This window comes from Pseudomonas sp. GW823-FHT05G12, assembly GCF_058795575.1.
In genome coordinates, this window is the sequence record NZ_CM179501.1 from 4,847,397 (window position 1) to 4,874,321 (window position 26,925).

A 26,925-nucleotide genomic window follows, 5' to 3' on the forward strand; every position below is an offset into this window, starting at 1 on the left:
TCGGATCAGAACTCGACCTTGACCGCCTGCGAAGCGCGGGTCGCCTTGGCCCGCGCCAGTTCGACCGATTCGTCACGCGCCAGGCACACACCCATGCGGCGGGTGCCATTGATTTCCGGCTTGCCGAACAGGCGAATGGCGGTATCCGGCTCGCTCAGCGCTGCGCCCAGGTTGGCGAAGCTGGTCTGCTGGGACTGGCCTTCGGGCAAGATCACTGCCGAAGCCGACGGGCCGAACTGACGCACCACCGGAATCGGCAGGCCGAGAATGGCGCGAGCATGCAGGGCGAATTGCGACAGGTCCTGGGAAATCAGGGTGACCAGACCGGTGTCATGCGGGCGCGGCGACACTTCGCTGAACCACACCTGGTCGCCCTTCACGAACAGCTCCACACCAAACAGGCCGCGACCGCCGAGGGCATCGGTGACCGCCTTGGCCACGCGCTGCGATTCGGCCAGCGCCTTCGGGCTCATGGCCTGTGGCTGCCAGGACTCCTGGTAATCGCCCTTCTCCTGACGGTGGCCAACGGGTTCAAGGAAGGTGGTACCGCCCACGTGGCGCACGGTCAGCAGGGTGATTTCATATTCGAAGTCAATGAAACCTTCGACGATCACCCGGCCCTTGCCAGCGCGGCCGCCTTCCTGGGCATAGTCCCACGACGCCTGCAGGTCAGCATCGCTGCGCAGCAAGCTCTGGCCCTTGCCCGACGAGCTCATCACCGGCTTGACCACGCACGGGTAACCCAGGTCGGCTACGGCCTTGGCGTAGTCTTCATAGGTGTCGGCGAAGTGGTACGGCGAGGTTGGCAGGTCCAGCTCTTCGGCAGCCAGGCGGCGGATGCCTTCGCGGTTCATGGTCAACTGGGTGGCGCGGGCGGTGGGCACCACGGTAAAACCTTCGTTTTCCAGCTCGACCAGGGTGGCGGTGGCGATGGCTTCGATTTCCGGCACGATGTAGTGCGGCTTCTCGGCTTCGATCACCGCGCGCAGGGCAACGCCATCGAGCATGTTGACCACATGGCTGCGGTGCGCCACCTGCATTGCCGGAGCATTGGCGTAGCGGTCGACGGCGATTACTTCGACGCCCAGGCGCTGCAGCTCGATTACCACTTCCTTGCCCAGCTCGCCACAGCCGCAGAGCAGTACACGGGTCGCGGTGGGCGACAATGGGGTTCCGATACGGGTCATTTCAGGTCCTCGAAGGCATCCGGGGCCGCGCCAGGCTAGGCGCCACCCGCTGAAAAAGGACCACTATTCTACACCATCAACCGGCCACGGCGGCCCGCCGGGCGCGAAATGCCATGGCCAGCCACACCGCGGTTACACCGGCGAACTTCGAGGCCATCGCGGTGCCGATCACTGCCGGGGTCAGCGCGCCGATCATGCCGAAGAAAATGAAGGTATCCACCGGGATGCTCAGCGCCGAACTGAGCCACAGGCGGTCGCGCAGCGGCCGACGGGTGATGCTGAACACCAGCCAGTCGATCAGCTCGGAGATGAAGAACGCAGTGGCGCTGGCCAGGGCGATGGCCGGTTCCGAGGTGACATAGGACAGCACCAGTGCCACCAGCATGGCGAACAGGGCGCCATGACCAAAACGGGTCTGCACCATGTCGCGCAGGATGAACACCAGGCCGCCCCAGGCGGACCAGATGATGTCCAGGTGCGGGGCACTGGAGAAGGCATAGTTGATCAGCACTACGCTGCTGATGTAGGCAATCAGATAGAACATGGCGGGCTGTCTGTGGGCAAGCCGTACAGATTACCGCTGGGCCGTTCGCGGGTAAACCCGCTCCCATAGATGTTGTGCAGCCCTCAAGGCTGTCGCTGTACCTGTGGGAGCGGGCGTGCCCGCGAAGCTGCCACTGCGGTGCATGGCACCGGCTTCGCCGGTGTACGCGGGTAAACCCGTTCCTACAGGGTTCGCGTCAGGCCTGCATGATGAGGCCGGCTTCTACTGCCCGTTCATGGCAACGCTTGAGCACCGCCCGACGCTCGTCGTTGTCCATCCGCCCCCAGCGGCCAATCTCGGCCACGGTACGCTGGCAGCCGGTGCAGATATCCTGCTCGTCCAGCGCGCAAATGCTCACGCACGGTGATGCCACCGGCCGCTCGACCACTTCACTCATCATCAACCACCAGATCCCGCGCATAGCGCTGGGCATTGTGCACGTAATGTGCGGCACTCGCTTCAAGCATGCGCTTCTGCTGCTCGGTCAGTTCGCGTACCACCTTGCCCGGCGAGCCCATCACCAGCGAACCGTCCGGAATTTCCTTGCCCTCGGCGATCAGTGCATTGGCGCCGATGATGCAGTGCTTGCCAATGCGCGCGCCATTGAGGATCACTGCGTTGATACCGACCAGGCTGAAGTCGCCCACCGTGCAGCCATGCAACATGGCATTGTGGCCAACGGTCACGCCCTTGCCCAACGTCAGTGGCGAGCCCATGTCGGTGTGCATCACCGTGCCATCCTGCACGTTGCTGCCTTCGCCGATGTCGATCAGCTCGTTATCACCGCGCAACACCGCGCCAAACCACACACTGGCATGGGCTTGCAGGCGCACGCTGCCAATGAGCGTTGCGTTGGGGGCGGCCCAACTGGTGGGGTGGCTCTCGACCCGCAGGTCGCCCAGGCGATATTTCATGCTTGTTCCTCAGGCTGCGACGCAGACGGCGGGGTAGGCCCGCTCAATTTTCGATGTGACGCTCAGGGGGCTGATGCAGGCTGATACCGGCATCGAACAGCAGGTTGACCAGCTCGACGATCATGATCGCCGACAACCCCCAGATCTTGTATTCACCATAGCGGTAACTGGGCACATACCAGCTACGCCCCTGATAATCGATACGGTGGGTATGGTCGCGCGGGTCCTGCCGGAAGAATTCCAGCGGCACGGTGAATACTGCCGCGATCTCGGCATCATTGGCGCGATATTCGACGAAGTCGGGGATAAGCCCGACGAATGGCGTCACTTTCAGGCCATGTAGCGAAATCAGCGGGCTGAGCGGACCAATCACCTCCACCAGGCCAGGGGGCAGGCCGATTTCTTCTTCAGCCTCGCGCAGGGCAGTAAAGACCAGGTCCGGGTCTTCCGGGTCGCGGCGGCCACCGGGAAAGGCTACTTCGCCACCGTGGGTAGACAGGCCCTTGGCGCGCAGGGTCAAGACCAGTTCGGGCGCTTCGCTGCGGGTAATGGGCAAGAGGACCGCCGCTTCGGGGAACCGCCTGTCGGTTTCCAATGACGCGGGTTGGTGGTTGCTCATTCGGCGAAGTAGCTCGTCCAGCATTGCGCACGCTCGTATCCAGGTCCTGTGTTGCATGATGCACCAAAGCCGCGAAGCACCCAAGCCCCAGCGCTTGCGGCGGCACGGTGGCCGCGCCAAGATAGCCTTGAGCATAAGGAACCACACATGAAATTCTGCAGCGCATGCGGCCAACCGGTCACTCAGCGGATCCCCGAGGGCGACAGCCGCCTGCGGTACGTCTGCGGCTCTTGCCAGACCATCCACTACCAGAACCCCAACATCGTGGCCGGCGTGTTGCCGACCTGGGGCAGCCAGGTGCTGCTGTGTCGCCGCGCCATTGAGCCGCGCCGGGGTTTCTGGACCCTGCCCGCCGGTTTCATGGAAAACGGCGAAACCCTCGACCAGGCCGCGCGTCGCGAAACCGTCGAGGAAGCCTGCGCCCGGGTCGGGCCGACGTCCCTGTACCAGCTGTTCGATCTGCCGCACATCAGCCAGGTGCATGTGTTCTTCCGCGCCGAGTTGGCGGACCTGGACTTTGCCGTCGGTATCGAAAGCCTGGAGGTGCGCCTGTTCGAAGAACATGAGATACCGTGGGACGAGCTGGCTTTCCGCACCGTCACTCGCACACTAGAATGCTACTATCGCGACCGCATCGGCCAGCACTACCCCATAGGCCATGAATACCTGCCGCCGATGAACGTTTCGCCACACACCTAAACGCCTTCAGGGATACTGTTACATGCGCTGGTTGCTTGCCCTTTTCTGCCTTTGCGTTACCTCGGTGTCCCAGGCGGCCTTCACCGAAACCATCATCCGCAAGCCCGCGCCGGCAGCGCAACCCCCCTCGCCTTCGCAGCAAGCCATGCAACCGTTGATCGACAAGGTGCTGGTGATCAAGTCGGAGCGCCGCCTGCAGTTGATCAGCCGCGGCGAGCCGCTGAAAACCTACCGCATCTCGCTGGGCAAGCAGCCCAAGGGCGCCAAGGAACGCGAAGGCGACAAGAAAACCCCCGAGGGCTTGTACTGGCTGGACTGGCGCAAGCAGAGCGACCGCTTCAACCTGGCCATGCACATCAATTACCCGAACATCAGCGATGCCGCCCGCGCGACCCGGGCAGGGGTGAATGCCGGCAGCATGATCATGATTCACGGCACACCGATCAACGATGAATACCCGGAATGGTACTTCCATACCCTGGACTGGACGGATGGTTGCATTGCCATGCGCAACCGCGACATGCAGGAAGTATGGGACTTGGTTCGGGATGGAACGCTGATCGAGATCCGCCCTTGATATAGAGCCTTCCGGCAAAAGTTGTAGGAACCTTCTCACCATTTAGCGCGAACTTGCCTGACAGGTGCTTAGGCAGGGTACTGCATCCATACGAGTGGCTTAATTTCTAGCATCCACGCAGACGAGTACGAAAACCGTACATCATTTGCGGGGTGCTTCAATGCCGTGCCTGATTCACCGCATCGCCCATTGGCTGTCGGCCGGTTGCCTTTCTGGCTTGCTGTCCGTTCCCCAGGTGCTGGCCGACGACCCTGCCAGCCAGCAGCTGCGCGATCAACAGCATGGGCTGCGGCAACTGGAGCAACAGCAGCGGCTGGAACGCTGGCAGCGTATACCCGCCCCGACTGAACCGACCAACAGCACTTCCCACCGCCCGCACGATGATCGCTGCTGGGCAGTCGATGGCGTGCGCGTGGCGGGCATGCACCAGCTTTCGAACTCGGCACTGGCGCCCACCATCCGTGCCCTCACGCCTGCCTGCATGGGCATCGCCGACATCAACCGGCTGCTCAAAGCCATCACCCAACGTTATGTACAAGCCGGCTACCCAACCAGCCGCCCCTACCTGCGGCAGCCCCCAGCAGAGGGCATGCCGTTGGACATCGTCATTGTCGAAGGCTTTGTCGAAACCATCGAACTGGCTGGCCCCGACCTGCCCCTGTCTCTCTCCAGTGCCTTCCCAGGCCTGCTTGGGCAGCCACTGTACCTGCCCGACCTTGAGCAAGGCCTGGACCAGCTCAACCGCCTTCGCGCCTATGAACTGGGCGCCACCTTGCTGCCCGGCGAACTGCAGGGCGGCACCCGCGTGGTCGTGCAGCCGGGCAAGGTTGCTTCACGCTGGCACCTGGACAGCCGCTTCGACAACCGGGGCAGCGAGCTGACCGGCCGCCACCGCGTCAACCTCGGCATTGGCCTGGACAGCCCGCTTGGCCTCAATGATGAGCTGCGCCTGTCGTTTACCCGCACGGTGCTCGATACGCCCGGCCAAAGCCAAGGGATATCGTTGTACTACAGCATCCCCTACGGCGCCTGGACCTTTGCCCTCAGCGCCAGCCAGCTAAGCTATCAAGCCCCCCTCCCCTACAGCGACAAGGCTGCCGACGGCAGCAGCAGCTATCAGGGCCTGAGTGTCGAGCGGGTATTGTGGCGCAACCAGCAAGGCATGCTCAGCGCCAGCGCCCGTCTGGACCGCAAGCAGCTGATCAACCGCAGTGCTGGCGCGGTTATCGTCCAGCAAAGCCCGACGCTGGCCACGGTAGAGGCCGGCATCAACCTGCTGTGGCTCGAAAGTGGCCTGTGGAACGGTTACTTCGGCGTTGCCCAAGGCATTGACGCATTGGGTGCCGACCGCTCGCCCCTGGGTGCTCAACGCCTGCGCCCGGACTTTCGCAAGTACCGCGCCAACCTGCTGCACCTGCGTCAAGGCCCGGCACCCAGCCCTTGGCGCTGGCAGAGCGAGCTGGCCATGCAGTACAGCCGCGACCCGCTGCCTGCCGTCGAACAGCTGCTGGTCAGCGACGATTCGGCTGTCCGCGGCTTTCGTCTGCACACTTACTCCGGTGCCAGCAGCGCCGTCTGGCGCAATACGTTCAGCCAGGCGCTGCCACGGACCTGGGCCCCACCTTTCGAGATACGCCCCTACATCGGCCTGGACCTGGGCTGGGTTCGCACCGCCGAAGGCAAACCGTCGCAGCGCCTGGCCGGGGCCGCCGCAGGGTTGGAACTGAGCCTGCCCGGCAGCCGCCTGCGCCTGGACTACCAACGCGCCTTGTACACCAGCGACCTGCCCCGCCCGCGGCTGGAGCCCGGCTTCTGGGTGCTGGACTGGACCCTGAGCATCTGATTCACCCACAACAAAGAGAACGAGAAAATGCAAACACTCTCGCAGTTACCGCCTGTTCGCCCGGATACCTTGCGCTGGGCAATCTTCCTCGCCGTGCTCGGGCCCAGCGCCGCACTGGCTCAGACAGGACTGGAAGCAGCCAGCGGCCCCGGGGGGACCCCGGTCATCCATAACGGCCACGGGGTGCCGGTCATCGACATCGTGCCGCCCAACGCCACGGGGCTGTCACACAACCAGTTCATCGACTACAACGTTGCCACCCCGGGCCTGGTGCTGAACAACGCCACCGCAGCCGGGCAGTCGCAACTGGCCGGCGCCCTGGCGGCCAACCCGCAGTTCCAGGGCCAGGCCGCCTCGACCATTCTTAACGAAGTGGTCAGCCGCAACGCCTCGCTGATCGAGGGGCCGCAGGAAATCTTCGGGCGCCCGGCCGACTACATACTGGCCAACCCCAATGGCATCACCCTCAATGGCGGCAGTTTCATCAACACCACCCGCGCAGGCTTCGTGGTGGGCACCCCGCAATTTGAGGAGCAACAGCTCAGGTACCTCGATACGCTCACGGCCAGTGGCACCCTGCAGGTACTGGAGCATGGCCAGGGCAATGCCGGTGGCGCACTCGAACTGATCGCACCGCGCGTGGACAGCAAAGGCTTGCTAATGGCCAGCGAAACGCTCGACATCACTGTCGGCCGCAACCGTATCGACAGCCGCAGCGGCGAGGTGGTCGAACACCTGCCCAGCCCCTCTTCGAGCATTGACGCCAGCCTGTTCGGCGCCATGCGCGCCGGGCGTACCCAGCAGGCCACAGGCGCCAACCTGGGTGGCGGCATGGAGCTGGCGGCCAAGGCTGGCCAGACCCAGGGGGGAGCCATAGGCGGCCACTTCAGCCACGGCAAGCAGGACGAACATGCACGTCAGGCGGTCGATGCCCAGTTTGCCAGCAACGGCACACTGACCCTGACCAGCAGCGCCCGCGAGGACATCGCCCTGCACCTGCAAGGCCTGCAGGCCTCGGCCGAACAGATCACCCTCGACGCCTCGAATGGCGGCATGCTGGTTGAAGCCTCTTCCAGCCAGGAGCGACGCGACAACCTCGACATCTCGGCCGGCGCTGGTTTCAACATGGCCAAGGGCGCCTTGGACACCCGCGGCCTGCATGGCCGGCTCAAGGTAGAGCTCGACAAGCGCGACAACCTCACCTGGAATACCAGTGACCTGCGCGCCGAGCGCATCGACCTGCAAAGCCGCGGCGATACCCGCATCGAGAGTGCCACCCTGGATGCAGGGCATATTGGCGGCACAATCGACGGTGACCTACGCATCGCCAGCCTCAAGGACAACGTCAACACCCTGAGCGTGAAAGGCGATGTCAGGCTGAGCCAGGAGAAAAACCCTCAGGGCTATGTCAATGCGGCCAAATCGGTGGCTGGCCCGCTGGGAGGCAAGGTCGAGAAAAAGGCCGGTTCGGCCCTGAGCAAGGCAGACCCAGGGTTCTCGCCGACCGTCAGCCTCGACGTGTCGCATGCACAGCGTGACAATGTGGCGCGTCAGACCACGCTTAAAAGCAGCGACGGCATCGACCTGCAGGTCGGTGGCAACGCTCATCTGGTGGGTGCACGCTTGCAGTCGGCCAAAGGCGACGTGAGGCTCGACGCCAAATCGGTCACCCAGGAAACGCTAAGCGGCAATGACTATCGCCGAGACCTGTCGTTGGATGCGTCCAACTCACCGGTGGATCTGGGCACGGCAATCGCCGAGATAGCCAAAAGCAAAATGGCGGCGGATGGGGAAAATGCGCTGGACCTGGGCGTGTTGAGAACCAGTGGGCATAGTCGCAGCGAGCAATGGGTTTCGAGCATGCAAGGGAAGAAGCACTAAGGCTCCATCGCGGCCCTGGCCATTTGGGGATATCAGCAATCTTGTGCTCTGCTGCTGACACCCGGGCCGCGTGCCTCCCGCTTCCACAGCGAATACCACAGCCCTTGGGCTTGTGATTTCTCTGCGGGGGCGGGCTTGCCTGCGAAGAGGCCGGTACAGGTCAAGCCAGCCGGTGCAGCCCCCGCCACCGATCCAGCCCAAGCAACACCAGCCCTATCCCCCAGAAACCCGCCAGCACCCCAAGGGCGTTGAGCATCACCTGCCCATACCCCAGGCTGGCCACATCGATGAACGGGTAGGCATAGACGCCAATCTCACTCCCCCGCCACAACGCATAACCAAAGTAGACCGCCGGGTACACCGCCCACACCAGCAAATGCCATAGCCGCAAACTGCCCTTGGGCACCTCGCTCCACCAGTACAAGGCATACAGCACCGGCATCACGTCGTGCAGCAACTCGTCCGCCAGCCATTGCCAACCCTGTGGTTGCCACAAATGACGCAGCAGCACGCTGTAGGCCAGCGCCACCAGCACGATACTGGCGGCCACTGCAGAGCTTACCGAGGGCGACAGGAAAAAGCGTTTGCCACGGCCTTCCCGGCCGAATGCGGCATAGCTGAGCACCGTCGCCACCAGGGTATTGGTCAGCACGGTGAAGTAGCCGAACACATTGATCAGGCCACCAATCAGGCTGGCCTGTTCCTGCCAACGCGCCAGCAGTACCAGGTTCACCTGCACGGCCAGGCCGAACCAGCCCAGCACCGCCATGCCGGTCAGCCAAGGGCGACGCGGCATGTCAGGCCTGACGCTGCAGCTTCACATACAGCTGCTCGACCTTTTCCCGCGCCCACGGTGTTTTGCGCAGGAACGTCAGGCTCGACTTGATGGTCGGGTTGCTCTTGAAGCAGCGCACATCGATGCGCTCGGCCAGGCCATGCCATTGGTAATGCGCCACCAGCTCGGTGAGGATTTGTTCAAGGGTCTTGCCGTGCAGCGCGTTGTGTTGGGCCGTGCTCATGCTGTGCTCCGTAGGAAAGATGCGCACCTTACACGAGTGTAGTGGTGGGCGGGATCCGTCGAGTCGACAGAAAAATCGCTGGTCAGAGGCAAAACCTCTGTGATGGAATAGTTATGTTATGTTGTAACGCTAAAAAGCATCTGCCAAGGAACGCCCCATCCCCATGCTGTACACACCGCTTCGCCTTTCCCCCCTTGCCGTCGCACTCTGGCTGGCTGCATCCCCCAGCCAGGCCGTAGAACTCGAACCACAGGTCATCACCGCCAACCCGCTGGGTAACCGCCAACTGGCCGCCCCCAGCACCGTGCTCGAAGGCGAAAACCTGCTGCAACAGCAGCACGGCAGCCTGGGTGAAACCCTGAACAAGCAGCCCGGTGTCGCCTCTACCTGGTTTGGCCCTGGCGCCAGCCGCCCGGTGATCCGCGGCCTGGATGGCGACCGCATTCGTATCCTGCGCAATGGCGTCGGTGCCCTGGATGCCTCGTCACTGTCCTACGATCATGCCGTGCCGCTGGACCCGGTAACCGTCGAGCGCGTCGAAATCGTCCGGGGCCCGGCCGCCCTGCTTTACGGCGGCAACGCCATTGGCGGGGTGGTCAACACCTTCGACAACCGCATCCCGGACTCGCCGATCGAGGGCATCCACGGTGCCAGTGAACTGCGTTACGGCGGCGCCGACACCACCCGCAGCAGCGCCGGCAAGCTGGAGGCCGGCGACGGCGCCTTCGCCCTGCACCTGGATGCCAACAGCCGCCAGTTCAACGACCTGCGCATCCCGGGCTACGCACGCAGCGCCAAGGTGCGCGATGCCGACGAGCCCGGCAGCAAACACCGCCTGGAAAACAGCGACGGTCGCCAGGACGGCGGCGCAATCGGTGGTGCCTACCACTGGGACCACGGCTACGCCGGCCTGTCGTACAGCGGCTACGACAGCAACTATGGCTCGGTGGCCGAGTCCGGCGTGCGCCTGGACATGAAACAGGATCACTACGCCTTCGCCTCCGAACTGCGCGACCTCGACGGCCCGTTCAGCTCGGTCAAGGTAGATGCCGGCTACACCGACTACGAACACAAAGAAATCGAAGAAGGCGAGGTCCATACCACCTTCAAGAACAAAGGCTACGAAGCGCGTATTGAAGCCCGCCACCAACCGCTTGGACCAGTGGAAGGGATCATTGGGGCCCAAGTCAGCCGTAACGAGTTTTCGGCCCTCGGCGAGGAAGCCTTCGTCCCGCATACCGATACCGACAGCGTGGCACTGTTCATGCTCGAGCAGTGGCAAGCCAGCGAGCGCCTGAACCTGAGCCTGGGTGCGCGCATGGAGCACACCCGCGTAGATCCTGACGCCAAAGGCAACGAGAACTTCGTCGACGCAGACAGCGCCAGCAGCTTCAACGCCTTCAGCCTGTCGTCGGGGGCTGTGTACCAGCTCGACCCCATCTGGTCGCTGGCGGCCAACCTCGGCTACACCGAGCGTGCCCCGACCTTTTACGAGCTGTACGCCAATGGCGCGCACGTGGCCACCGGGGCCTTTGAAGTCGGCGACGCCAGTTTGAACAAGGAAAAGGCCATTTCCGTCGACCTGGCGCTACGCTTCGACAACGGCACCCATAAAGGCAGTGTCGGGGTGTTCTACAATCACTTCCGCAACTACATCGGCCTGATCGGTACCGGCAACACCCGCGAGGGCGGGCATGACCATGACGAGGATGACCACGATCACGATCATGAGGGCTTCCCGGAATACCAGTACCAAGGCATGCGGGCGCGCTTCTACGGCATCGAGGCCCAGGACCGCTGGCAGCTGGCCGAAAACCGTTACGGCAGCTTCGCACTGGAGTTGTCCGGTGACTATACCCGGGCCAAGAACCTCGACAGTGGCGAGCCACTGCCCCGCATCGCCCCGCTGCGCCTGAACAGCGGCCTGGTCTGGGAGCTGGACCGCTGGCAGGCGCGGGTAGACGTGCAGCACGCTGCGTCGCAGCACCGCAAACCCGCCAACGAAACCAGCACCGATGGCTACACCACCTTGGGCGCGAGCGTTGGCTACCGCTTCGACATTGGTCAAAGCCAGTGGTTGGCGTTTGTGCGCGGCGAAAACCTGACCGACCAGACCGTGCGCTATGCCAGTTCGATCCTGCGCGATATCGCACCGGCGCCGGGGCGTAGCGTGGAAGTCGGGTTGCGTACCACCTTCTGAACCACAAGCGACGAAGATCGGTGTAGGAACGGGTTCACCCGCGAATACGATGGTAGGGCAACCGGCGCATTCGCGGGTGAACCCGCTCCTACACCTGCCTCGATTAATGACGACTGTTGCCCGTTCAACAACAATCCTCTGCGACAATTTGTCTTTTTTTCTTATAACTTCCCCTATATCCTCCCCGCCGCAAGCTGAAACGCTTCATCGATTAATCTTGTCGCCATATCCATTGAGGGGCCCGCCCTTCGATGCGCTTGCCGTTTTTTTCAATAATCAAAAGATAGCGCTATCTCATGTTCCAACTGCCTAAAACCTGCTACATCGGCCTGGCCCTCAGTGCCTTGGCAACCCCCGCCGGCGCCAGCGAAATGTTCGCCAGCGACTCCCCTTGGATGCTCGGCGACTGGGGCGGAACCCGCAGCGAACTGCTGGAAAAGGGCTACGACTTCACCCTTGGCTACACCGGCGAGATGGGCAGCAACCTGCACGGCGGCTACGACCACGACCGCACCGCGCGCTACAGCGACCAGTTCACCTTCGGCAGCCACCTGGACCTGGAGAAGATCCTCGGCTGGCATGACACCGAATTCCAGCTGACCGTCACCGAGCGTCACGGCGACAACATCAGCAACGACCGCATCAACGACCCGCGTGTCGGCGGCTTCACCTCCGCCCAGGAAGTCTGGGGCCGCGGCGAAACCTGGCGGCTGACGCAGATGTGGATCAAGCAGAAGTACTTCGACGGTGCGCTGGATGTGAAATTCGGCCGCTTCGGTGAAGGCGAGGACTTCAACAGCTTCCCTTGCGACTTCCAGAACCTGGCTTTCTGCGGCTCGCAGGTGGGCAACTGGGTGGGTGGCATCTGGTACAACTGGCCAGTCAGCCAGTGGGCCCTGCGCGTGCGCTACAACCTTACCCCCGAGCTGTACGCCCAGGTCGGCGTCTTCGAGCAGAACCCTTCCAACCTCGAATCCGGCAATGGTTTCAAGCTCAGCGGCAGCGGCACCCAGGGTGCGGTAATGCCGTTCGAACTGGTATGGACCCCACGTATCCAAGGCTTGAAAGGGGAATATCGTGCCGGCTACTACTACAGTAATGCCAAGGCACAAGATGTTCTCAAGGACAGCAACGGTCAGCCGGCCGCCATCAGCGGCGCCGCCTACCGCAGCAGTTCGAGCAAGCACGGCTTGTGGATTGGCGCCCAGCAGCAGGTCACCTCGCTGGCGTCCGACCAGTCGCGCGGCTTGAGCGTGTTCGCCAACGCCACGGTGCATGACAAAAAGACCAATGCCATCGACAACTATGTGCAGGCAGGACTGGTATTCAAAGGGCTCTTCGATGCCCGCGCCAAGGACGACATCGGTTTCGCCCTGGCTCGCGTGCACGTCAACCCTGCCTATCGCAAGAACGCCCGCCTGGTCAACCAGGCCGCCGGCCTCTACGACTACGACAACCCGGGCTTCCTGCCAGTGCAGGACACCGAGTACAGCGCCGAGCTGTACTACGGCATCCATTTGGCCGACTGGCTCACGGTACGCCCCAACCTGCAGTACATCCGCCACCCGGGCGGGGTGTCGCAGGTCGATGGCGCCCTGATCGGCGGCCTGAAGATCCAGAGCAGTTTCTAACCCCTTTTTTGACCTGACGGAGAACCTACGATGAGCACTGAAGGTGCGAACCAAGGAAGCCGCTGGCTACCGCGCCTGATTGGCGCGCTGCTGTTGCTGATGGGCTTGGCCCTGCTGGCCGGCGGTATCAAGCTGAGCCAGCTGGGCGGATCGCTGTACTACCTGATCGCCGGTATCGGCTTTGCCCTTTCGGGCATCCTGCTGCTGGCCCAACGCCAGATCGCCCTGGGCCTGTATGGCCTGGTGCTGCTGGGCAGCACCGTATGGGCCCTGTTCGAAGTAGGCCTGGACTGGTGGCAACTGGTGCCACGGCTGGCTATCTGGTTCGCCATCGGCGTGGTGTTGCTGCTGCCGTGGGCACGTCGCCCGCTGATCGGCCCAGCCAGCAAAGCCAACACTGCACTGCTCGGCGTGGCAGTGGTCGCTTCGGGCGCTTGCGCGCTGGCCAGCCAGTTCACCCATCCCGGTGAAGTGTTCGGCGAACTGGGCCGCGACAGCAGCGAAATGGCCAGCGCCGCCCCGGCCATGCCCGACGGCGAATGGCAGGCCTACGGCCGTACCGAGCATGGCGACCGCTACTCGCCGCTGCGCCAGATCACCCCGCAGAACGCCTACCGTCTGGAAGAAGCCTGGCGCATTCGCACTGGTGATCTGCCAACCGAAAACGACCCGGTGGAGCTGACCAACCAGAACACCCCGCTGAAGGTCAACGGCATGCTGTACGCCTGCACCGCGCACAGTCGCCTGCTGGCGCTGGACCCGGACACTGGCGCGGAAATCTGGCGCTACGACCCGCAGGTCAAGAGCCCGACCGGCACCTTCAAGGGCTTTGCCCACATGACCTGCCGTGGCGTCTCGTACTATGACGAAAACCGCTACGTCAGCCGCGACGGCAGCCCGGCGCCGAAAATTACCGATGCAGGCCAGGCCGTGGCCCAAGCCTGCCCGCGTCGCCTCTACCTGCCTACCGCGGATGCCCGCCTGATCGCCATCAACGCCGACAACGGCAAGGTCTGCGAAGGTTTCGCCAACCAGGGCGTGATCGACCTCACCACCGGCATTGGCCCATTCACCGCCGGCGGCTATTACTCCACCTCGCCTGCTGCGATTACCCGTGACATGGTGATCATCGGTGGCCACGTCACCGACAACGAGTCGACCAATGAGCCGTCCGGGGTGATCCGCGCCTACGACGTGCACGACGGCCACCTGGTGTGGAACTGGGACAGCAACAACCCGGACGACACCAAGCCATTGGCTGCCGGCAAAATGTACAGCCGCAACTCGGCCAACATGTGGTCGATCGCCAGCGTCGACGAAGACCTTGGCATGATCTACCTGCCGCTGGGCAACCAGACCCCGGACCAGTGGGGCGCCGACCGCACCCCGGGCGCCGAGAAGTACAGCGCCGGCGTGGTCGCCCTTGACCTGGCCACCGGCAAGGCACGCTGGAACTACCAGTTCACCCACCACGACCTGTGGGACATGGACGTCGGCAGCCAGCCGACCCTAGTACACCTGAAAACCGACGATGGCGTGAAACCGGCGATCATCGTACCGACCAAGCAAGGCAGCCTGTACGTGCTCGACCGCCGCGACGGTACGCCAATCGTGCCGATCCGCGAGATCCCCACCCCACAAGGCGCAGTGGAAGGCGACCACACCTCGCCCACCCAGGCCCGCTCCGACCTCAACCTGCTCGGCCCAGAGCTGACCGAACAGGCCATGTGGGGCGCCACGCCTTTCGACCAGATGCTGTGCCGCATCCAGTTCCGCGAGCTGCGCTACGAAGGCCAGTACACCCCGCCATCCGAGCAAGGTTCGTTGGTCTACCCCGGCAACGTCGGTGTATTCAACTGGGGCAGCGTGTCGGTCGACCCGGTGCGCCAGCTGCTGTTCACTTCGCCCAACTACATGGCGTTCGTGTCGAAGATGGTTCCGCGTGAGCAGGTTGCCGAAGGCAGCAAGCGCGAAAGCGAGACCAGCGGCGTGCAGCCGAACACCGGCGCACCGTATGCAGTGATCATGCACCCGTTCATGTCGCCGCTCGGCGTACCGTGCCAGGCACCCGCCTGGGGCTACGTCGCCGCCATCGACCTGTTCACCAACAAGGTGGTGTGGAAACACAAGAACGGCACCACCCGCGACAGCACCCCGCTACCGATCGGCCTGCCGGTTGGCGTGCCGAGCATGGGTGGCTCGATCGTCACCGCCGGTGGCGTCGGCTTCCTCAGCGGCACGCTCGACCAGTACCTGCGCGCCTATGACGTGAACAACGGCAAGGAGTTGTGGAAAGCACGCCTGCCAGCAGGTGGCCAGGCTACGCCGATGAGCTACACCGGCAAGGACGGCAAGCAGTACGTGCTGGTGACTGCCGGCGGCCATGGCTCGCTGGGCACCAAGATGGGCGATTACATCATCGCTTACAAATTAGCCGAGTAAGCGACACCGCTCCCATCCGTGTGGGAGCGGCCTTGCGTCGCGAAAGGGCTGCACAGCAGCCCCGGGATTTCAGCGTCGATGCAAATAATGCCGGGGCCGCTTCGCGGCCCTTTCGCGACACAAGGCCGCTCCCACAGGCCGGTGTTCAGCCTCAGCCCAGCGCGGTATCGAGAAACATCATCACCGCAAAACCGCCCATATGGAGCTGGGTGCAGCGCTGGGCATCAAGGTCTAGCCGGCGCTGGAAGCCCTGAAGGTCGCCGTACACATCTAAAGCCTGGCGCAGTCCTTGTGGGCGGCCTTGTGTCGCGTTTCGGTCGCGCAGCGGCCCCAACGATCTAGAATGCTGGATGGATTCTGGGGCTGCTGCGCAGCCCAATCGCGACACAAGGCTGCTCCCGAACCATTGAAACCCATCCCTCCCCGCCCCATCTAAGCACCATAGTCATTCACGCAGGTGCCCCATGAGCGACCAGCAGGATTTCCCCGAACACCCTGACGAACACAGCGAAGTCGAACACACCTTCCAGGCCGAAGCCGGCCACGCCCTCGCCCTGCCCGGCCAGCAGCTGCCGGACAAGGTCTACGTCATCCCGATCCACAACCGCCCGTTCTTCCCGGCCCAGGTACTGCCGGTCATCGTCAATGAAGAACCCTGGGCCGAAACGCTCGACCTGGTAGCCAAGTCACCGGACCACTGCCTGGCGCTGTTCTTCATGGACACCCCGCCAGAGGACCACCGCCACTTCGACACCTCGGCACTGCCGCAGTACGGCACGCTGGTCAAGGTGCACCACGCCAGCCGCGAAAACGGCAAATTGCAGTTCGTCGCCCAGGGCCTGTCCCGGGTGCGCATCCGCAACTGGCTCAAGCACCACCGCCCGCCCTACCTGGTCGAAGTCGAATACCCGCGCCAGCCCGCCGAGCCGACCGACGAGGTCAAAGCCTACGGCATGGCACTGATCAACGCGATCAAGGAGCTGCTGCCGCTCAACCCGCTGTACAGCGAAGAGCTGAAGAACTACCTCAACCGCTTCAGCCCCAACGACCCTTCGCCGCTCACCGACTTCGCCGCCGCGCTCACCTCGGCCACCGGCAATCAGTTGCAGGAAGTGCTCGACTGCGTGCCCATGCTCAAACGCATGGAGAAAGTACTGCCAATGCTGCGCAAAGAGGTGGAAGTCGCGCGCTTGCAGAACGAGATCTCGGCCGAGGTCAACCGGCAGATCGGCGAGCACCAGCGCGAGTTTTTCCTCAAGGAACAACTCAAGGTCATCCAGCAAGAGCTGGGGCTGACCAAGGACGACCGCAGCGCCGACCTTGAACAGTTCGAACAACGCCTGGAAGGCAAGACCCTGCCACCGCAGGCACGCAAGCGCATCGATGAAGAGATGGGCAAACTGGCCATCCTGGAAACCGGCTCACCCGAATACGCCGTCACCCGCAACTATCTGGAATGGGCCACCGCCCTGCCGTGGGGCGTGTACGGCAAAGACAAGCTCGACCTCAAGCACGCGCGCAAAGTCCTCGACCAGTACCACTCCGGCCTCGACGACATCAAGGAGCGCATCCTCGAGTTCCTCGCCGTGGGCGCCTGGAAAGGCGAGATCAGCGGCTCGATCGTGCTGTTGGTGGGCCCGCCCGGGGTGGGCAAGACCAGCATCGGCAAGTCCATCGCCGAATCGCTCGGCCGCCCGTTCTACCGCTTCAGCGTCGGTGGCATGCGTGACGAAGCCGAGATCAAGGGCCACCGCCGCACCTATATCGGCGCCCAGCCCGGCAAGCTGGTGCAGGCCCTGAAAGACGTCGAAGTGATGAACCCGGTCATCATGCTCGACGAAATCGACAAGATGGGCCAGAGCTACCAGGGCGACCCGGCCTCAGCGTTGCTGGAAACCCTCGACCCCGAGCAGAACGTCGACTTCCTCGACCACTACCTCGACCTGCGCCTGGACTTGTCCAAGGTGCTGTTCGTGTGCACTGCCAACACCCTCGATTCGATTCCTGGGCCGTTGCTCGACCGCATGGAAGTGATCCGCCTGTCTGGCTATATCACCGAAGAAAAACTGACCATCGCCAAGCGCCACCTGTGGCCCAAGCAGCTGGAGAAGGCCGGCGTTTCCAAGACCAGCCTCAGCATCAGCGACAGCGCCCTGCGCCTGGTGATCGACGGTTATGCCCGCGAGGCCGGCGTGCGCCAGCTGGAGAAGCAACTGGGCAAACTGGTGCGCAAGGCCGTGGTCAAGCTGCTGGAAAACCCCGACGCCAAGCTTAAGATCGGCACCAAGGACCTGGAAAACGCACTCGGCATACCGGTGTTCCGCAGCGAGCAGGTACTGGCTGGCAAAGGCGTCATCACCGGCCTGGCCTGGACCAGCATGGGCGGCGCCACGCTGCCGATCGAGGCGACCCGCATCCACACCCACAACCGCGGCTTCAAGCTGACCGGCAAGCTGGGTGACGTGATGAAGGAGTCTGCCGAAATTGCCTACAGCTACATCAGCTCCAACCTCAAGCAATTTGGCGGGGATCCAGGTTTCTTCAACGAAGCGTTCATCCACCTGCACGTCCCAGAAGGCGCCACGCCCAAGGACGGCCCCAGTGCCGGCATCACAATGGCCAGCGCTTTGCTTTCACTGGCCCGCGACCAGTCTGCCAAAAAAGGTGTCGCCATGACGGGCGAGCTGACCCTCACCGGTCAGGTACTGCCGATTGGCGGCGTGCGCGAGAAGGTGATTGCAGCGCGGCGGCAGAAGATTTTCGAACTGATCCTGCCGGAGCCCAACCGCGGTGACTTTGAAGAACTGCCGGACTACCTGCGCGAAGGCCTGACAGTGCATTTCGCCAAACGCTTTGCCGACGTGGCGAAAGTGCTGTTCTAGCCTGCACCGGCCTCTTCGCGGGCAAGCCCGCGCCTGCACGGGTACGCTATCCCTGCAGGCGCGGGCTTACTCGCGAAAGGGCCGGCACAGGCAGCACAAATTTCCTCGATCATCGGGTATCCTCAGGCCATCGCCAGCCTTCGGAGCCACCATGACCTCTCCTCGTCTGCTCGTTCCCCTGAGCTTCGCCCTGCTTTCTGCTTGCGCGCAACAATCCTCGCAGCCCGTTGACCTGGACGCCGAAAGCGAATGCCCCAAGCGCCTGCAGGTCGGCCAGATCCTCACGCTTACCCTGCCCAGCAACCCCACCACCGGCTACCGCTGGCTGGTACAGAACCCGGCGCCCAACGTATTGCACAGCCTTGGCCCCGAGGTTTACAGCGCGCCTGAAGACACCGGTATCGTCGGCAGCTCGGGCCTATCGACCTGGCGCTTCCAGGCCCGCGCTACGGGCGAGGGGAACCTGGTGTTGGTCTACCAGCAACCCTGGGCCCCGGAAGTGCGCCCGGTACAGACCTTCGATTGCGCCATTCGGGTCAATTGAGCGCAAAGCGCTGGTCAGCCAACCATGCATCCGGGCTGCGGTTTGGCTAGAATGCGCCCCCTGCCTATCACCAGCCGCCTGGATTCGCCGTGAGCAAACAACCCGACCGCCTTTTCTCCCAACCCCTGGAGCAGGTGCCCGACTTCGTCTTCAACGAAGACGTCGTGCGTGTGTTCCCGGACATGATCAAGCGCTCGGTGCCCGGTTACCCAACCATTGTCGAGAACCTCGGGGTACTGGCCGCTCGGTTCGCCCAGCCAGGCACCGCACTGTACGATCTGGGCGCATCGCTGGGTGCCGTTACCCAGTCGCTGCGGCGCCATGTGCGCAGCGACGGCTGCAGGGTAATCGCGGTGGATAACTCCGCCGCCATGGTCGAGCGCTGCCGCCAGTACCTCACTGCGCAGGATTCGATGTTCCAGGAGTTGCTGCCAGTGCAAGTACTGGAAGCCGATATCCTTGCCCTGCCCTTCGAGCCCGCCTCGGTAGTGGCGATGAACTTCACCCTGCAGTTCATCGCCCCTGACCAGCGCCTTGAACTGCTCGGGCGAATCCGCCAGGCGCTGCTGCCCGGCGGCGCGCTGATTCTGTCGGAGAAGCTGCGCTTCGCCGATGAACAAGAGCAGGACCTGCTCAATGAACTGCACCTGGATTTCAAACGGGCCAATGGCTACAGCGAACTGGAAATCGCCCAGAAGCGCAGCGCCATCGAAAACGTGATGAAGCCCGATACACTCGAAACCCACCAGGAACGCCTGCGCGCAGCCGGCTTCTCGAAAGTGGTGCCTTGGTTCCAATGCCTTAACTTCGCCTCGTTGATAGCCCTGCCATGATCGATCTGTCTCCCCTCGTCCGCCGCCTGGCGGGCACGCCCCTGGCTTCCTGGTCGCAAGGCCTGCAAGCACAACTGGACGCCAAGCTGGAAAAGGGTCACGGTGACCTCGACCGCTGGCGCGGGGCGCTGGAAGCCCTGCCCGCCCTGCAACCCAGTGAAATCGACCTGGTCAACGGGTTGCGTCTGGATTGCGACTGCGACGACGCCACCCGCGCGCAGATGCGCCAGGCACTGATGGGCCTGTCGCCCTGGCGCAAAGGGCCGTTCGACCTGTTTGGCGTGCACGTTGACACCGAATGGCGTTCGGATTGGAAGTGGTCACGGGTCGGCCCGCACCTGGACCTCAAGGGCAAGCGTGTACTCGACGTGGGCTGCGGCAATGGCTACTACCAGTGGCGCATGCTCGGCGCCGGCGCAGACATGGTGATTGGGGTCGACCCCAACTGGTTGTTCTTCTGCCAGTTCCAGGCCGTGCAGCAATACCTGCCGGAGTTGCCGGCCTGGCACCTGCCGTTCGCCCTGGAAGACCTGCCCGCCAACCTGGAAGGTTTCGATACCGTGTTTTCCATGGGCGTGTTCTATCACCGCCGCTCGCCCATCGAGCACCTGCTGGCGCTCAAGGACTGCCTGGTCAAGGGTGGCGAGCTGGTGCTGGAAACGCTGGTTATCGAGGGCGACGAAAACCAGGTGCTGGTGCCTGAAGACCGCTACGCACAGATGCGCAACGTCTGGTACCTGCCGTCGGTACCGGCGCTGGCCCGCTGGTTGCGCCGTGCCGGCTTCAGCGATGTGCGCTGCGTCGACGTGAGCGTGACCAGCGTCGAGGAACAGCGCAGCACCGATTGGATGCGCTACCAGTCACTGAGCGACTTCCTCGACCCGAACGACCACAGCAAGACCGTCGAAGGCCTGCCTGCCCCGCGCCGCGCCACCCTGCTGGCGCGCAAATAAAAAAGGCGCCCGCAAGGGCGCCTGAATTCACTTGCGGCGAGTAGCCGACAAATCAGCGCGAAGCCGCCACGATCAGCGCCTTCATCTCGGCCACAGCAGCCTTGAAGCCGACAAACAGGGCATGGGCCACCAGCGCATGGCCAATGTTCAGTTCATTGATACCCTTGATCGCCGCCACCGCCTCGACGTTGTGGTAGTGCAGCCCGTGACCCGCATTGACGATCAGCCCGTGGCCCACGCCAAACGCCACACCCTCGACGATACGCTTGAGCTCTTCAGCCACATCGGTGGGGGTTTCGGCATCGGCATAACGGCCGGTGTGCAGCTCGATGGCCGGTGCGCCGACCCGACGCGAGGCCTCGATCTGCCGCTCGTCGGCGTCGATGAACAGCGACACCTCGGCACCGGTACGTGCCAGCCGTTCCACTGCAGCCTTGATCCGCGCTTCCTGCCCTGCCACGTCCAGGCCACCTTCGGTGGTCAGCTCCTGACGGGTTTCGGGTACCAGGCAGATGTGCGCCGGCCGAATCTTTTCGGCAAAGGCCATCATCTCTTCGGTGACGCCCATCTCGAAGTTCATGCGGGTCTGCAGTACATCCTTGAGCAGCACGACGTCACGCTCCTGGATGTGCCGGCGGTCTTCGCGCAGGTGCACGGTGATGCCATCGGCGCCTGCTTCCTCGGCGTCCAGGGCAGCCTTGACCGGGTCAGGGTAGCGCGTGCCACGGGCCTGGCGCAGGGTCGCCACGTGGTCGATGTTGACGCCAAGAAGCATGCGGTTGCTGTGAGTCACGAAAGGCTCTCCTGAGGATTGAGCCCAACAGCATACGTCCTGATCAGCGCTTGCGAAACAGTTCCCGGCTGACCAGCGGTTTTGCCCCCAGGTGAACTGCCAGTGCCTGGCGCATCAGCCGCTTCGCGGCAAGCAAGGCGCCAGGGGCATCCCAGTCGGTTTGGGCCAGGGCCAGCAGTTCGGTGCCACGGAACAGGCCGGGCTGCGCCAGCTCAACCCGCTCCAGGCCGGCGTCAACGCGCAAGCGGTACAGGCCATCGGCGGCAATGGGCTGCTCGTTGACGTCATGGTGCAAGGAAAACGCATAACCGAGTTCGTCCAGCAGCCGCCATTCGAACGAGCGCAACAGGGGTTCCAGCGGTCGACCGGCGCTCAGTGCCTGCAAGGTCAAGGTGTAGTGCTCGAACAGGGCCGGGAACGGCGCTTCGGCAGGCAACAGGCGCATCAGCAGCTCATTGAGGTACAGCCCGCTGAACAGCGCATCGCCGTGAAGCCAGGCGGCGATGCCGGTGCTGTCCATGCGGCTGACATTCTTCAGCTCGCCACGCCCACGCAGTTCCACCTCCAGCGACACGAACGGTCGCACCAGGCTGCCGCCCTTACCCCGTGCGCGACGCAACACGGCGCGCATGCGGCCCTGCGGGGTGAAAAAGTCCACCAGCGCGCTGGTTTCCTTGTAGGCACGGCTGTGCAGCACGTAGGCTGGCTGGGGGGCGGGTTGGTCCATGCACTATCTCTGGGGCCTGATGTACGTGTGGGAGCGGGCGTGCCCGCGAAAGCGTCAGTGAACCCACTATCGCATTCGCGGGCAAGCCCGCTCCCACAGGAATAACCGACCGGTCAGGTAATTACAGGTCGCCGTAGCCCAGCGAACGCAGGGCGCGCTCGTCGTCGGACCAGCCGCCCTTTACCTTGACCCACAGGTTGAGCATGACCTTGGAATCGAACAGCACTTCCATGTCCTTGCGCGCCTCGGAACCGATGCGCTTGATGCGCTCGCCCTTGTCACCAATGATGATTTTCTTCTGGCCATCGCGTTCAACCAGGATCAACGCATGAATGTGCAGCACATGGCCCTGCTGCTTGAATTCCTCGATCTCCACGGTGATCTGGTACGGCAACTCCGCACCCAGCTGACGCATGATCTTCTCGCGCACCAGTTCAGCGGCCAGGAAGCGGCTGCTACGGTCGGTGATCTGGTCTTCGGGGAAGAAATGATCGTTCTCGGGCAGGTGCTTGGCGATCTGTGCTTCCAGCGCTTCAAGGTTGTGCCCCTGCTGTGCGGAAATCGGCATCACCTCGGCGTTCGGCAGTTGCTCTTGCAGCCACTGCAGGTGCGGGATCAGCTCGGCTTTCTCTTCCATGCGGTCGGTCTTGTTGACCGCGATGATCAGCGGGCCGGTGACATACTGCACGCGCTCCAGAACCAGTTGGTCCTCGTCGGTCCACTTGGTACGGTCAACCACGAAGATAACCACGTCGACGTCCTTGAGGGCCGCCGAGGCGTTGCGGTTCATGTAACGGTTCAGGGCCTTGTCGTTGGCCTTGTGCATACCGGGGGTATCGACGTAGATGGCCTGCACATCACCTTCGGTCTTGATGCCGAGCATGTTGTGGCGGGTGGTCTGCGGCTTGCGCGAGGTAATCGCCAGCTTCTGGCCCAGGATGTGGTTGAGCAGGGTCGACTTGCCGACGTTGGGACGGCCGACAATGGCTACGTAGCCGCAGCGGGTCGGGTTGCTATCAGTCATTGCCATTCTCCACGCCCAGGGCGATCAGTGCAGACGCGGCGGCGACTTGCTCGGCAATACGCCGGCTAACGCCTTGACCACGGCTCTTGTTGTTCAGCAGTACCACTTCGCATTCGACGAAGAAGGTCCGGCAGTGTGGTTCACCCTGGATATCCACGACTTCGTAACGCGGCAGCTCACAGCTGCGCGACTGCAGGAACTCTTGCAGGCGGGTTTTCGGATCTTTATTGGTGTCGACCAGTGTCAGGCCTTCGAACTCATCGGCCAGCCAGGCCAGGATGCGCTCCCGGGCGGTGTCCATGTCGGCGTCCAGATAGATGGCACCAATCAGTGCCTCCAGGGCGTCGGCCAGGATCGACTCGCGGCGAAAGCCGCCGCTCTTGAGTTCTCCGGAACCCAGGCGCAGGTAATCGCCCAGGTCAAAACCACGGGCCAGACGGGCCAGGGTCTCACCCTTGACCAACCGCGCACGCAGCCGCGACAACTGGCCTTCGCGGGCCTGCGGAAAACGCTCGAACAGCGCTTCGCCGGCAACGAAGTTGAGAATGGCGTCACCGAGGAACTCCAGGCGCTCATTGTTGCGCCCGGCGTAACTGCGATGGGTCAGTGCCAGGAGCATCTGGTCCTGGTTCTTGAAGGTGTAACCGAGCTTTCGCTCCAGACCGGCAAGGGAAGCACTCATGCGGCCACCCGATCGTTGTTCAACGCGTTGTTCAAATCAACATCCTGAAAGACTGTTTGGCTGTGGTCCGCCGATCGATTTGCGGCGAATCTCCCGATCCCTGAGAACACAGCCTATGTCAGAAATGCATTCGGCGCTGTCTGCTGGACAGCGCCGATGGGTATCAATGGATCAGGCCAACCCGCGACAGGTTGGGCAAGTGGCTGAGTTTGGGCTCTGGCCAGCTCATCCACACCGCGAAGGCCTTGCCGACAATGTTCCGGTCCGGAACCATGCCGTGCAGTTCCTTGGGAATGTTCGGGTCATCCCAGAAACGGCTATCGTTGGAGTTGTCGCGGTTGTCGCCCATCATGAAGTAATGGCCCGCAGGTACGGTCCACTGCTGGTCCGGCGGCATGCGATAACGGCTCATTTCCTTGCGGATCAGGTGTTCGGCCGCGCCGAGCTTTTCCTTGTACAGCTGAGCACTGCCCAGGGTACCCGGCTCGCTGCCCACCAGTTGTTCGGCAACGGGCTGGCCGTTGACGAACAGCCGCTTGTCGTTGGTGTAGCGGACCACGTCGCCCGGCAGGCCAACCACACGCTTGATGTAGTTGACATTCGGGTCGCTCGGGTAGCGGAACACCATCACATCCCCGCGTTGCGGGTCACCGACCTCGATGACCTTCTTGTCGATCACCGGCAGGCGAATGCCGTACGAGAATTTGTTCACCAGGATGAAGTCGCCCACTTCCAGGGTCGGTTTCATCGATCCCGAAGGGATCTGGAACGGCTCGACCAGGAACGAACGCAGCACCAGCACGATGAACAGCACCGGAAAGAACGACTTGCCGTACTCGACCAGCAACGGCTCCTTGTTCAGCCGTTCGACCACCGCCATCTCAGGCTGGCTGACGCTGCCCTGATAGTTGGCGATTGCCGCACGCCGGCGCGGGGCCAGGAACAGCAGGTCGATCAAGCCCAGCAGACCGCAGATGAAGACGGCGATGACCAGCAACAGCGGGAAATTTAGCGACATAGGACCTAGCTATCCAACCTGAGCACGGCGAGGAAGGCTTCTTGTGGAATTTCCACGTTGCCCACCTGTTTCATGCGTTTCTTACCGGCCTTCTGCTTCTCCAGCAGCTTCTTCTTACGGCTGACGTCACCACCGTAGCACTTGGCCAGTACGTTCTTTCTGAGCGCCTTGACGGTTGTCCGCGCAATGATCTGGCCGCCAATGGCTGCCTGGATCGCTACGTCGAACATCTGCCGAGGGATCAGTTCCTTCATCTTCTCGGTCAACGCACGGCCTTTGTAGGCCGCGTTGTCGCGGTGCACGATCAATGCCAGGGCATCGACCTTGTCGCCGTTGATCAGCACGTCCAGCTTGACCAGGTTGGCCGACTGGTAGCGATCGAAATGATAATCCAGCGAAGCATAGCCGCGGCTGGTGGATTTGAGGCGGTCGAAGAAATCGAGCACCACTTCGTTCATCGGCATGTCGTAACGCACCTGCACCTGGCTGCCGAGGAACTGCATGTCGCGCTGTACGCCACGCTTCTCGATGCACAGGGTGATGACGTTGCCCAGGTGCTCCTGCGGAACCAGGATGGTCGCGGTGACGATCGGCTCGCGGAAGTCGGCTACAGCCGAGACGTCCGGCAGCTTGGACGGGTTGTCGACGACGATGGTTTCGCCGGTTTTCAACTCCAGCTCGTAGATCACGCTGGGTGCGGTGGTGATCAGGTCCAGGTCGTATTCGCGCTCCAGGCGCTCCTGGATGATCTCCATGTGCAACATGCCCAGGAAACCGCAACGGAAGCCAAAGCCCAGCGCGTCGGAGCTTTCCGGCATGTACTGCAGCGAGGAGTCGTTCAGGGTCAGCTTCTGCAGAGCGTCGCGGAAATCCTCGAAGTCGTCGGAACTGACCGGGAACAGGCCGGCATAGACCTGCGGCTGAATCTTCTTGAAGCCTGGCAACACCTCGACCTCAGGGGTCGAGGACAGGGTCAGGGTGTCACCAACCGGGGCACCGTGGATGTCCTTGATGCTGGCGATGATGAAGCCTACTTCGCCGGCTTTCAGATCGGCAGTCTGGGTGTGTTTCGGGGTGAAGACACCGACGCTGTCGACCAGGTGCACCTTGCCGGTGGACTTGACCAGGATCTTGTCGCCTTTCTTGACGCGGCCCTGGCGCACGCGCACCAGCGAGACCACGCCCAGGTAATTGTCGAACCAGGAGTCGATGATCAGCGCTTGCAGCGGTGCGTCGATCTCACCTTCCGGCGCGGGAATGGTGTGCACCAGGCGCTCGAGCACCTCGTCAACGCCCATGCCGCTCTTGGCGCTGCAGGCGACGGCGTCGGTGGCGTCGATACCGATGATCTTCTCGATTTCGTCCTTGACGCGGTCCGGATCGGCCTGGGGCAGGTCCATCTTGTTCAGGACCGGCATGACCTCCAGGCCCTGCTCGATGGCGGTGTAGCAGTTGGCTACGGACTGGGCCTCCACGCCCTGGCCGGCGTCGACCACCAGCAGTGCCCCCTCACAGGCCGCCAGCGAGCGCGAGACTTCGTAGGTGAAGTCGACGTGGCCGGGGGTATCGATGAAGTTCAGCTGGTAGGTCTTGCCGTCCTGCGCCTTGTAGTGAAGCGTGACGCTGTGGGCCTTGATGGTGATACCGCGCTCACGCTCCAGGTCCATGGAATCGAGCACCTGGGCTTCCATCTCGCGCGCCGACAGGCCACCGCACATCTGGATGAAACGGTCAGCCAGCGTCGACTTGCCATGGTCGATGTGGGCGATGATGGAGAAATTGCGGATATGACTCAAATCACTCACGGGTCAACACTCGAAAAGGCTGCGAGCCGGACGCCCGCCGAAAAATAGCCGGGAATTGTACCTTAAGCTGCTGGGTTATGGGAGATTCCTCTGTCCGACTGTACACAG

General features: G+C 62.9%; 24 protein-coding genes. 11 read left to right on the forward strand and 13 right to left on the reverse strand.

All coding sequences use genetic code 11. The features are described from left to right. Positions 1–5: 5 nt before the first annotated feature. The 5 genes from purT to AC3RCM_RS22200 form a co-directional block, all read right to left on the reverse strand. Positions 6–1,187, reverse strand: a complete 1,182-nt coding sequence (gene purT, locus AC3RCM_RS22180) for a formate-dependent phosphoribosylglycinamide formyltransferase (RefSeq protein ID WP_012053590.1) — start codon at positions 1,185–1,187, stop codon at positions 6–8. Positions 1,188–1,263: 76 nt separating this feature from the next. Next, on the reverse strand, positions 1,264–1,731 hold the full coding sequence (locus AC3RCM_RS22185; RefSeq protein WP_014592198.1) for a 7-cyano-7-deazaguanine/7-aminomethyl-7-deazaguanine transporter: 468 nt from the start codon (positions 1,729–1,731) through the stop codon (positions 1,264–1,266). A gap of 196 nt (positions 1,732–1,927) precedes the next feature. Beyond that, a complete protein-coding gene (locus AC3RCM_RS22190) occupies positions 1,928–2,119 on the reverse strand; it encodes a DUF1289 domain-containing protein (RefSeq protein ID WP_162497239.1) in 192 nt (63 codons plus the stop codon). A 1-nt stretch (position 2,120) separates the two neighbouring features. Beyond that, positions 2,121–2,645, reverse strand: coding sequence for a gamma carbonic anhydrase family protein (locus AC3RCM_RS22195; RefSeq protein WP_020191179.1), 525 nt, complete (start codon positions 2,643–2,645; stop codon positions 2,121–2,123). Between the two features lie 43 nt (positions 2,646–2,688). Beyond that, positions 2,689–3,288 carry a CoA pyrophosphatase gene (locus AC3RCM_RS22200; protein WP_020191180.1) on the reverse strand — a complete coding sequence of 200 codons (600 nt, stop codon included), beginning with the start codon at positions 3,286–3,288 and terminating at the stop codon, positions 2,689–2,691. A 123-nt stretch (positions 3,289–3,411) separates the two neighbouring features. Here AC3RCM_RS22200 and AC3RCM_RS22205 point away from each other — a divergent pair, with 123 nt between their 5' ends. From AC3RCM_RS22205 to AC3RCM_RS22220, 4 genes are all read left to right on the forward strand, one after another. Continuing rightward, positions 3,412–3,963, forward strand: a complete 552-nt coding sequence (locus AC3RCM_RS22205) for an NUDIX hydrolase (protein WP_492629142.1) — start codon at positions 3,412–3,414, stop codon at positions 3,961–3,963. Between the two features lie 22 nt (positions 3,964–3,985). Then, positions 3,986–4,540, forward strand: a complete 555-nt coding sequence (locus tag AC3RCM_RS22210; RefSeq protein ID WP_274101251.1) for a L,D-transpeptidase family protein — start codon at positions 3,986–3,988, stop codon at positions 4,538–4,540. A gap of 160 nt (positions 4,541–4,700) precedes the next feature. Next, on the forward strand, positions 4,701–6,383 hold the full coding sequence (locus tag AC3RCM_RS22215; RefSeq protein WP_492629143.1) for a ShlB/FhaC/HecB family hemolysin secretion/activation protein: 1,683 nt from the start codon (positions 4,701–4,703) through the stop codon (positions 6,381–6,383). Positions 6,384–6,410: 27 nt separating this feature from the next. After that, positions 6,411–8,264, forward strand: coding sequence for a two-partner secretion domain-containing protein (locus AC3RCM_RS22220; protein ID WP_492629144.1), 1,854 nt, complete (start codon positions 6,411–6,413; stop codon positions 8,262–8,264). Between the two features lie 160 nt (positions 8,265–8,424). Here AC3RCM_RS22220 and AC3RCM_RS22225 read toward each other — a convergent pair whose 3' ends face one another. Both AC3RCM_RS22225 and AC3RCM_RS22230 read right to left on the reverse strand, forming a co-directional pair. Beyond that, positions 8,425–9,060 carry a Pr6Pr family membrane protein gene (locus tag AC3RCM_RS22225; RefSeq protein ID WP_064490975.1) on the reverse strand — a complete coding sequence of 212 codons (636 nt, stop codon included), beginning with the start codon at positions 9,058–9,060 and terminating at the stop codon, positions 8,425–8,427. A gap of 1 nt (position 9,061) precedes the next feature. Beyond that, positions 9,062–9,283, reverse strand: a complete 222-nt coding sequence (locus tag AC3RCM_RS22230) for a VF530 family protein (RefSeq protein ID WP_012053596.1) — start codon at positions 9,281–9,283, stop codon at positions 9,062–9,064. Positions 9,284–9,446: 163 nt separating this feature from the next. Between AC3RCM_RS22230 and AC3RCM_RS22235 the strand changes: the two genes are divergently transcribed. The 7 genes from AC3RCM_RS22235 (at position 9,447) to cmoB (ending at position 20,768) form a co-directional block, all read left to right on the forward strand. Beyond that, on the forward strand, positions 9,447–11,483 hold the full coding sequence (locus AC3RCM_RS22235; RefSeq protein WP_492629145.1) for a TonB-dependent receptor: 2,037 nt from the start codon (positions 9,447–9,449) through the stop codon (positions 11,481–11,483). 296 nt (positions 11,484–11,779) lie between these two features. After that, a complete protein-coding gene (locus AC3RCM_RS22240; protein ID WP_104887114.1) occupies positions 11,780–13,114 on the forward strand; it encodes a carbohydrate porin in 1,335 nt (444 codons plus the stop codon). 30 nt (positions 13,115–13,144) lie between these two features. After that, a complete protein-coding gene (locus tag AC3RCM_RS22245; protein ID WP_492629146.1) occupies positions 13,145–15,556 on the forward strand; it encodes a glucose/quinate/shikimate family membrane-bound PQQ-dependent dehydrogenase in 2,412 nt (803 codons plus the stop codon). Positions 15,557–16,020: 464 nt separating this feature from the next. After that, complete coding sequence (gene lon, locus AC3RCM_RS22250; protein ID WP_064491120.1) at positions 16,021–18,438, forward strand: endopeptidase La; 2,418 nt, start codon at positions 16,021–16,023, stop codon at positions 18,436–18,438. Between the two features lie 151 nt (positions 18,439–18,589). Beyond that, the gene (locus AC3RCM_RS22255; RefSeq protein ID WP_064491119.1) at positions 18,590–18,982 is read left to right on the forward strand and encodes a protease inhibitor I42 family protein; all 393 of its coding nucleotides are present in this window, start codon (positions 18,590–18,592) and stop codon (positions 18,980–18,982) included. Between the two features lie 89 nt (positions 18,983–19,071). Further along, positions 19,072–19,815, forward strand: coding sequence for a carboxy-S-adenosyl-L-methionine synthase CmoA (gene cmoA / locus AC3RCM_RS22260; RefSeq protein ID WP_010952541.1), 744 nt, complete (start codon positions 19,072–19,074; stop codon positions 19,813–19,815). Further along, a complete protein-coding gene (gene cmoB, locus AC3RCM_RS22265; RefSeq protein ID WP_064491118.1) occupies positions 19,812–20,768 on the forward strand; it encodes a tRNA 5-methoxyuridine(34)/uridine 5-oxyacetic acid(34) synthase CmoB in 957 nt (318 codons plus the stop codon). Before cmoA ends, cmoB begins: the two co-directional genes overlap by 4 nt. A 52-nt stretch (positions 20,769–20,820) precedes the next feature. Here cmoB and pdxJ read toward each other — a convergent pair whose 3' ends face one another. The 6 genes from pdxJ to lepA form a co-directional block, all read right to left on the reverse strand. Continuing rightward, the gene (pdxJ, locus tag AC3RCM_RS22270) at positions 20,821–21,543 is read right to left on the reverse strand and encodes a pyridoxine 5'-phosphate synthase (protein WP_371919374.1); all 723 of its coding nucleotides are present in this window, start codon (positions 21,541–21,543) and stop codon (positions 20,821–20,823) included. Between the two features lie 61 nt (positions 21,544–21,604). After that, a complete protein-coding gene (recO, locus tag AC3RCM_RS22275; RefSeq protein ID WP_198747626.1) occupies positions 21,605–22,288 on the reverse strand; it encodes a DNA repair protein RecO in 684 nt (227 codons plus the stop codon). A 121-nt stretch (positions 22,289–22,409) separates the two neighbouring features. Then, positions 22,410–23,312 (reverse strand): GTPase Era, encoded by a 903-nt coding sequence (gene era / locus AC3RCM_RS22280; protein ID WP_003252061.1) that lies wholly within the window; start codon positions 23,310–23,312, stop codon positions 22,410–22,412. Beyond that, positions 23,305–23,994: a ribonuclease III gene (rnc, locus tag AC3RCM_RS22285; protein WP_003252059.1), complete on the reverse strand. Its 690-nt coding sequence runs from the start codon at positions 23,992–23,994 to the stop codon at positions 23,305–23,307. The genes era and rnc overlap by 8 nt, the downstream gene beginning before the upstream one ends. Positions 23,995–24,157: 163 nt before the next feature. Beyond that, complete coding sequence (gene lepB / locus AC3RCM_RS22290; RefSeq protein WP_003252057.1) at positions 24,158–25,012, reverse strand: signal peptidase I; 855 nt, start codon at positions 25,010–25,012, stop codon at positions 24,158–24,160. 5 nt (positions 25,013–25,017) lie between these two features. Further along, positions 25,018–26,817, reverse strand: coding sequence for a translation elongation factor 4 (gene lepA / locus AC3RCM_RS22295; RefSeq protein ID WP_010952535.1), 1,800 nt, complete (start codon positions 26,815–26,817; stop codon positions 25,018–25,020). Between the last annotated feature and the right edge of the window lie 108 nt (positions 26,818–26,925).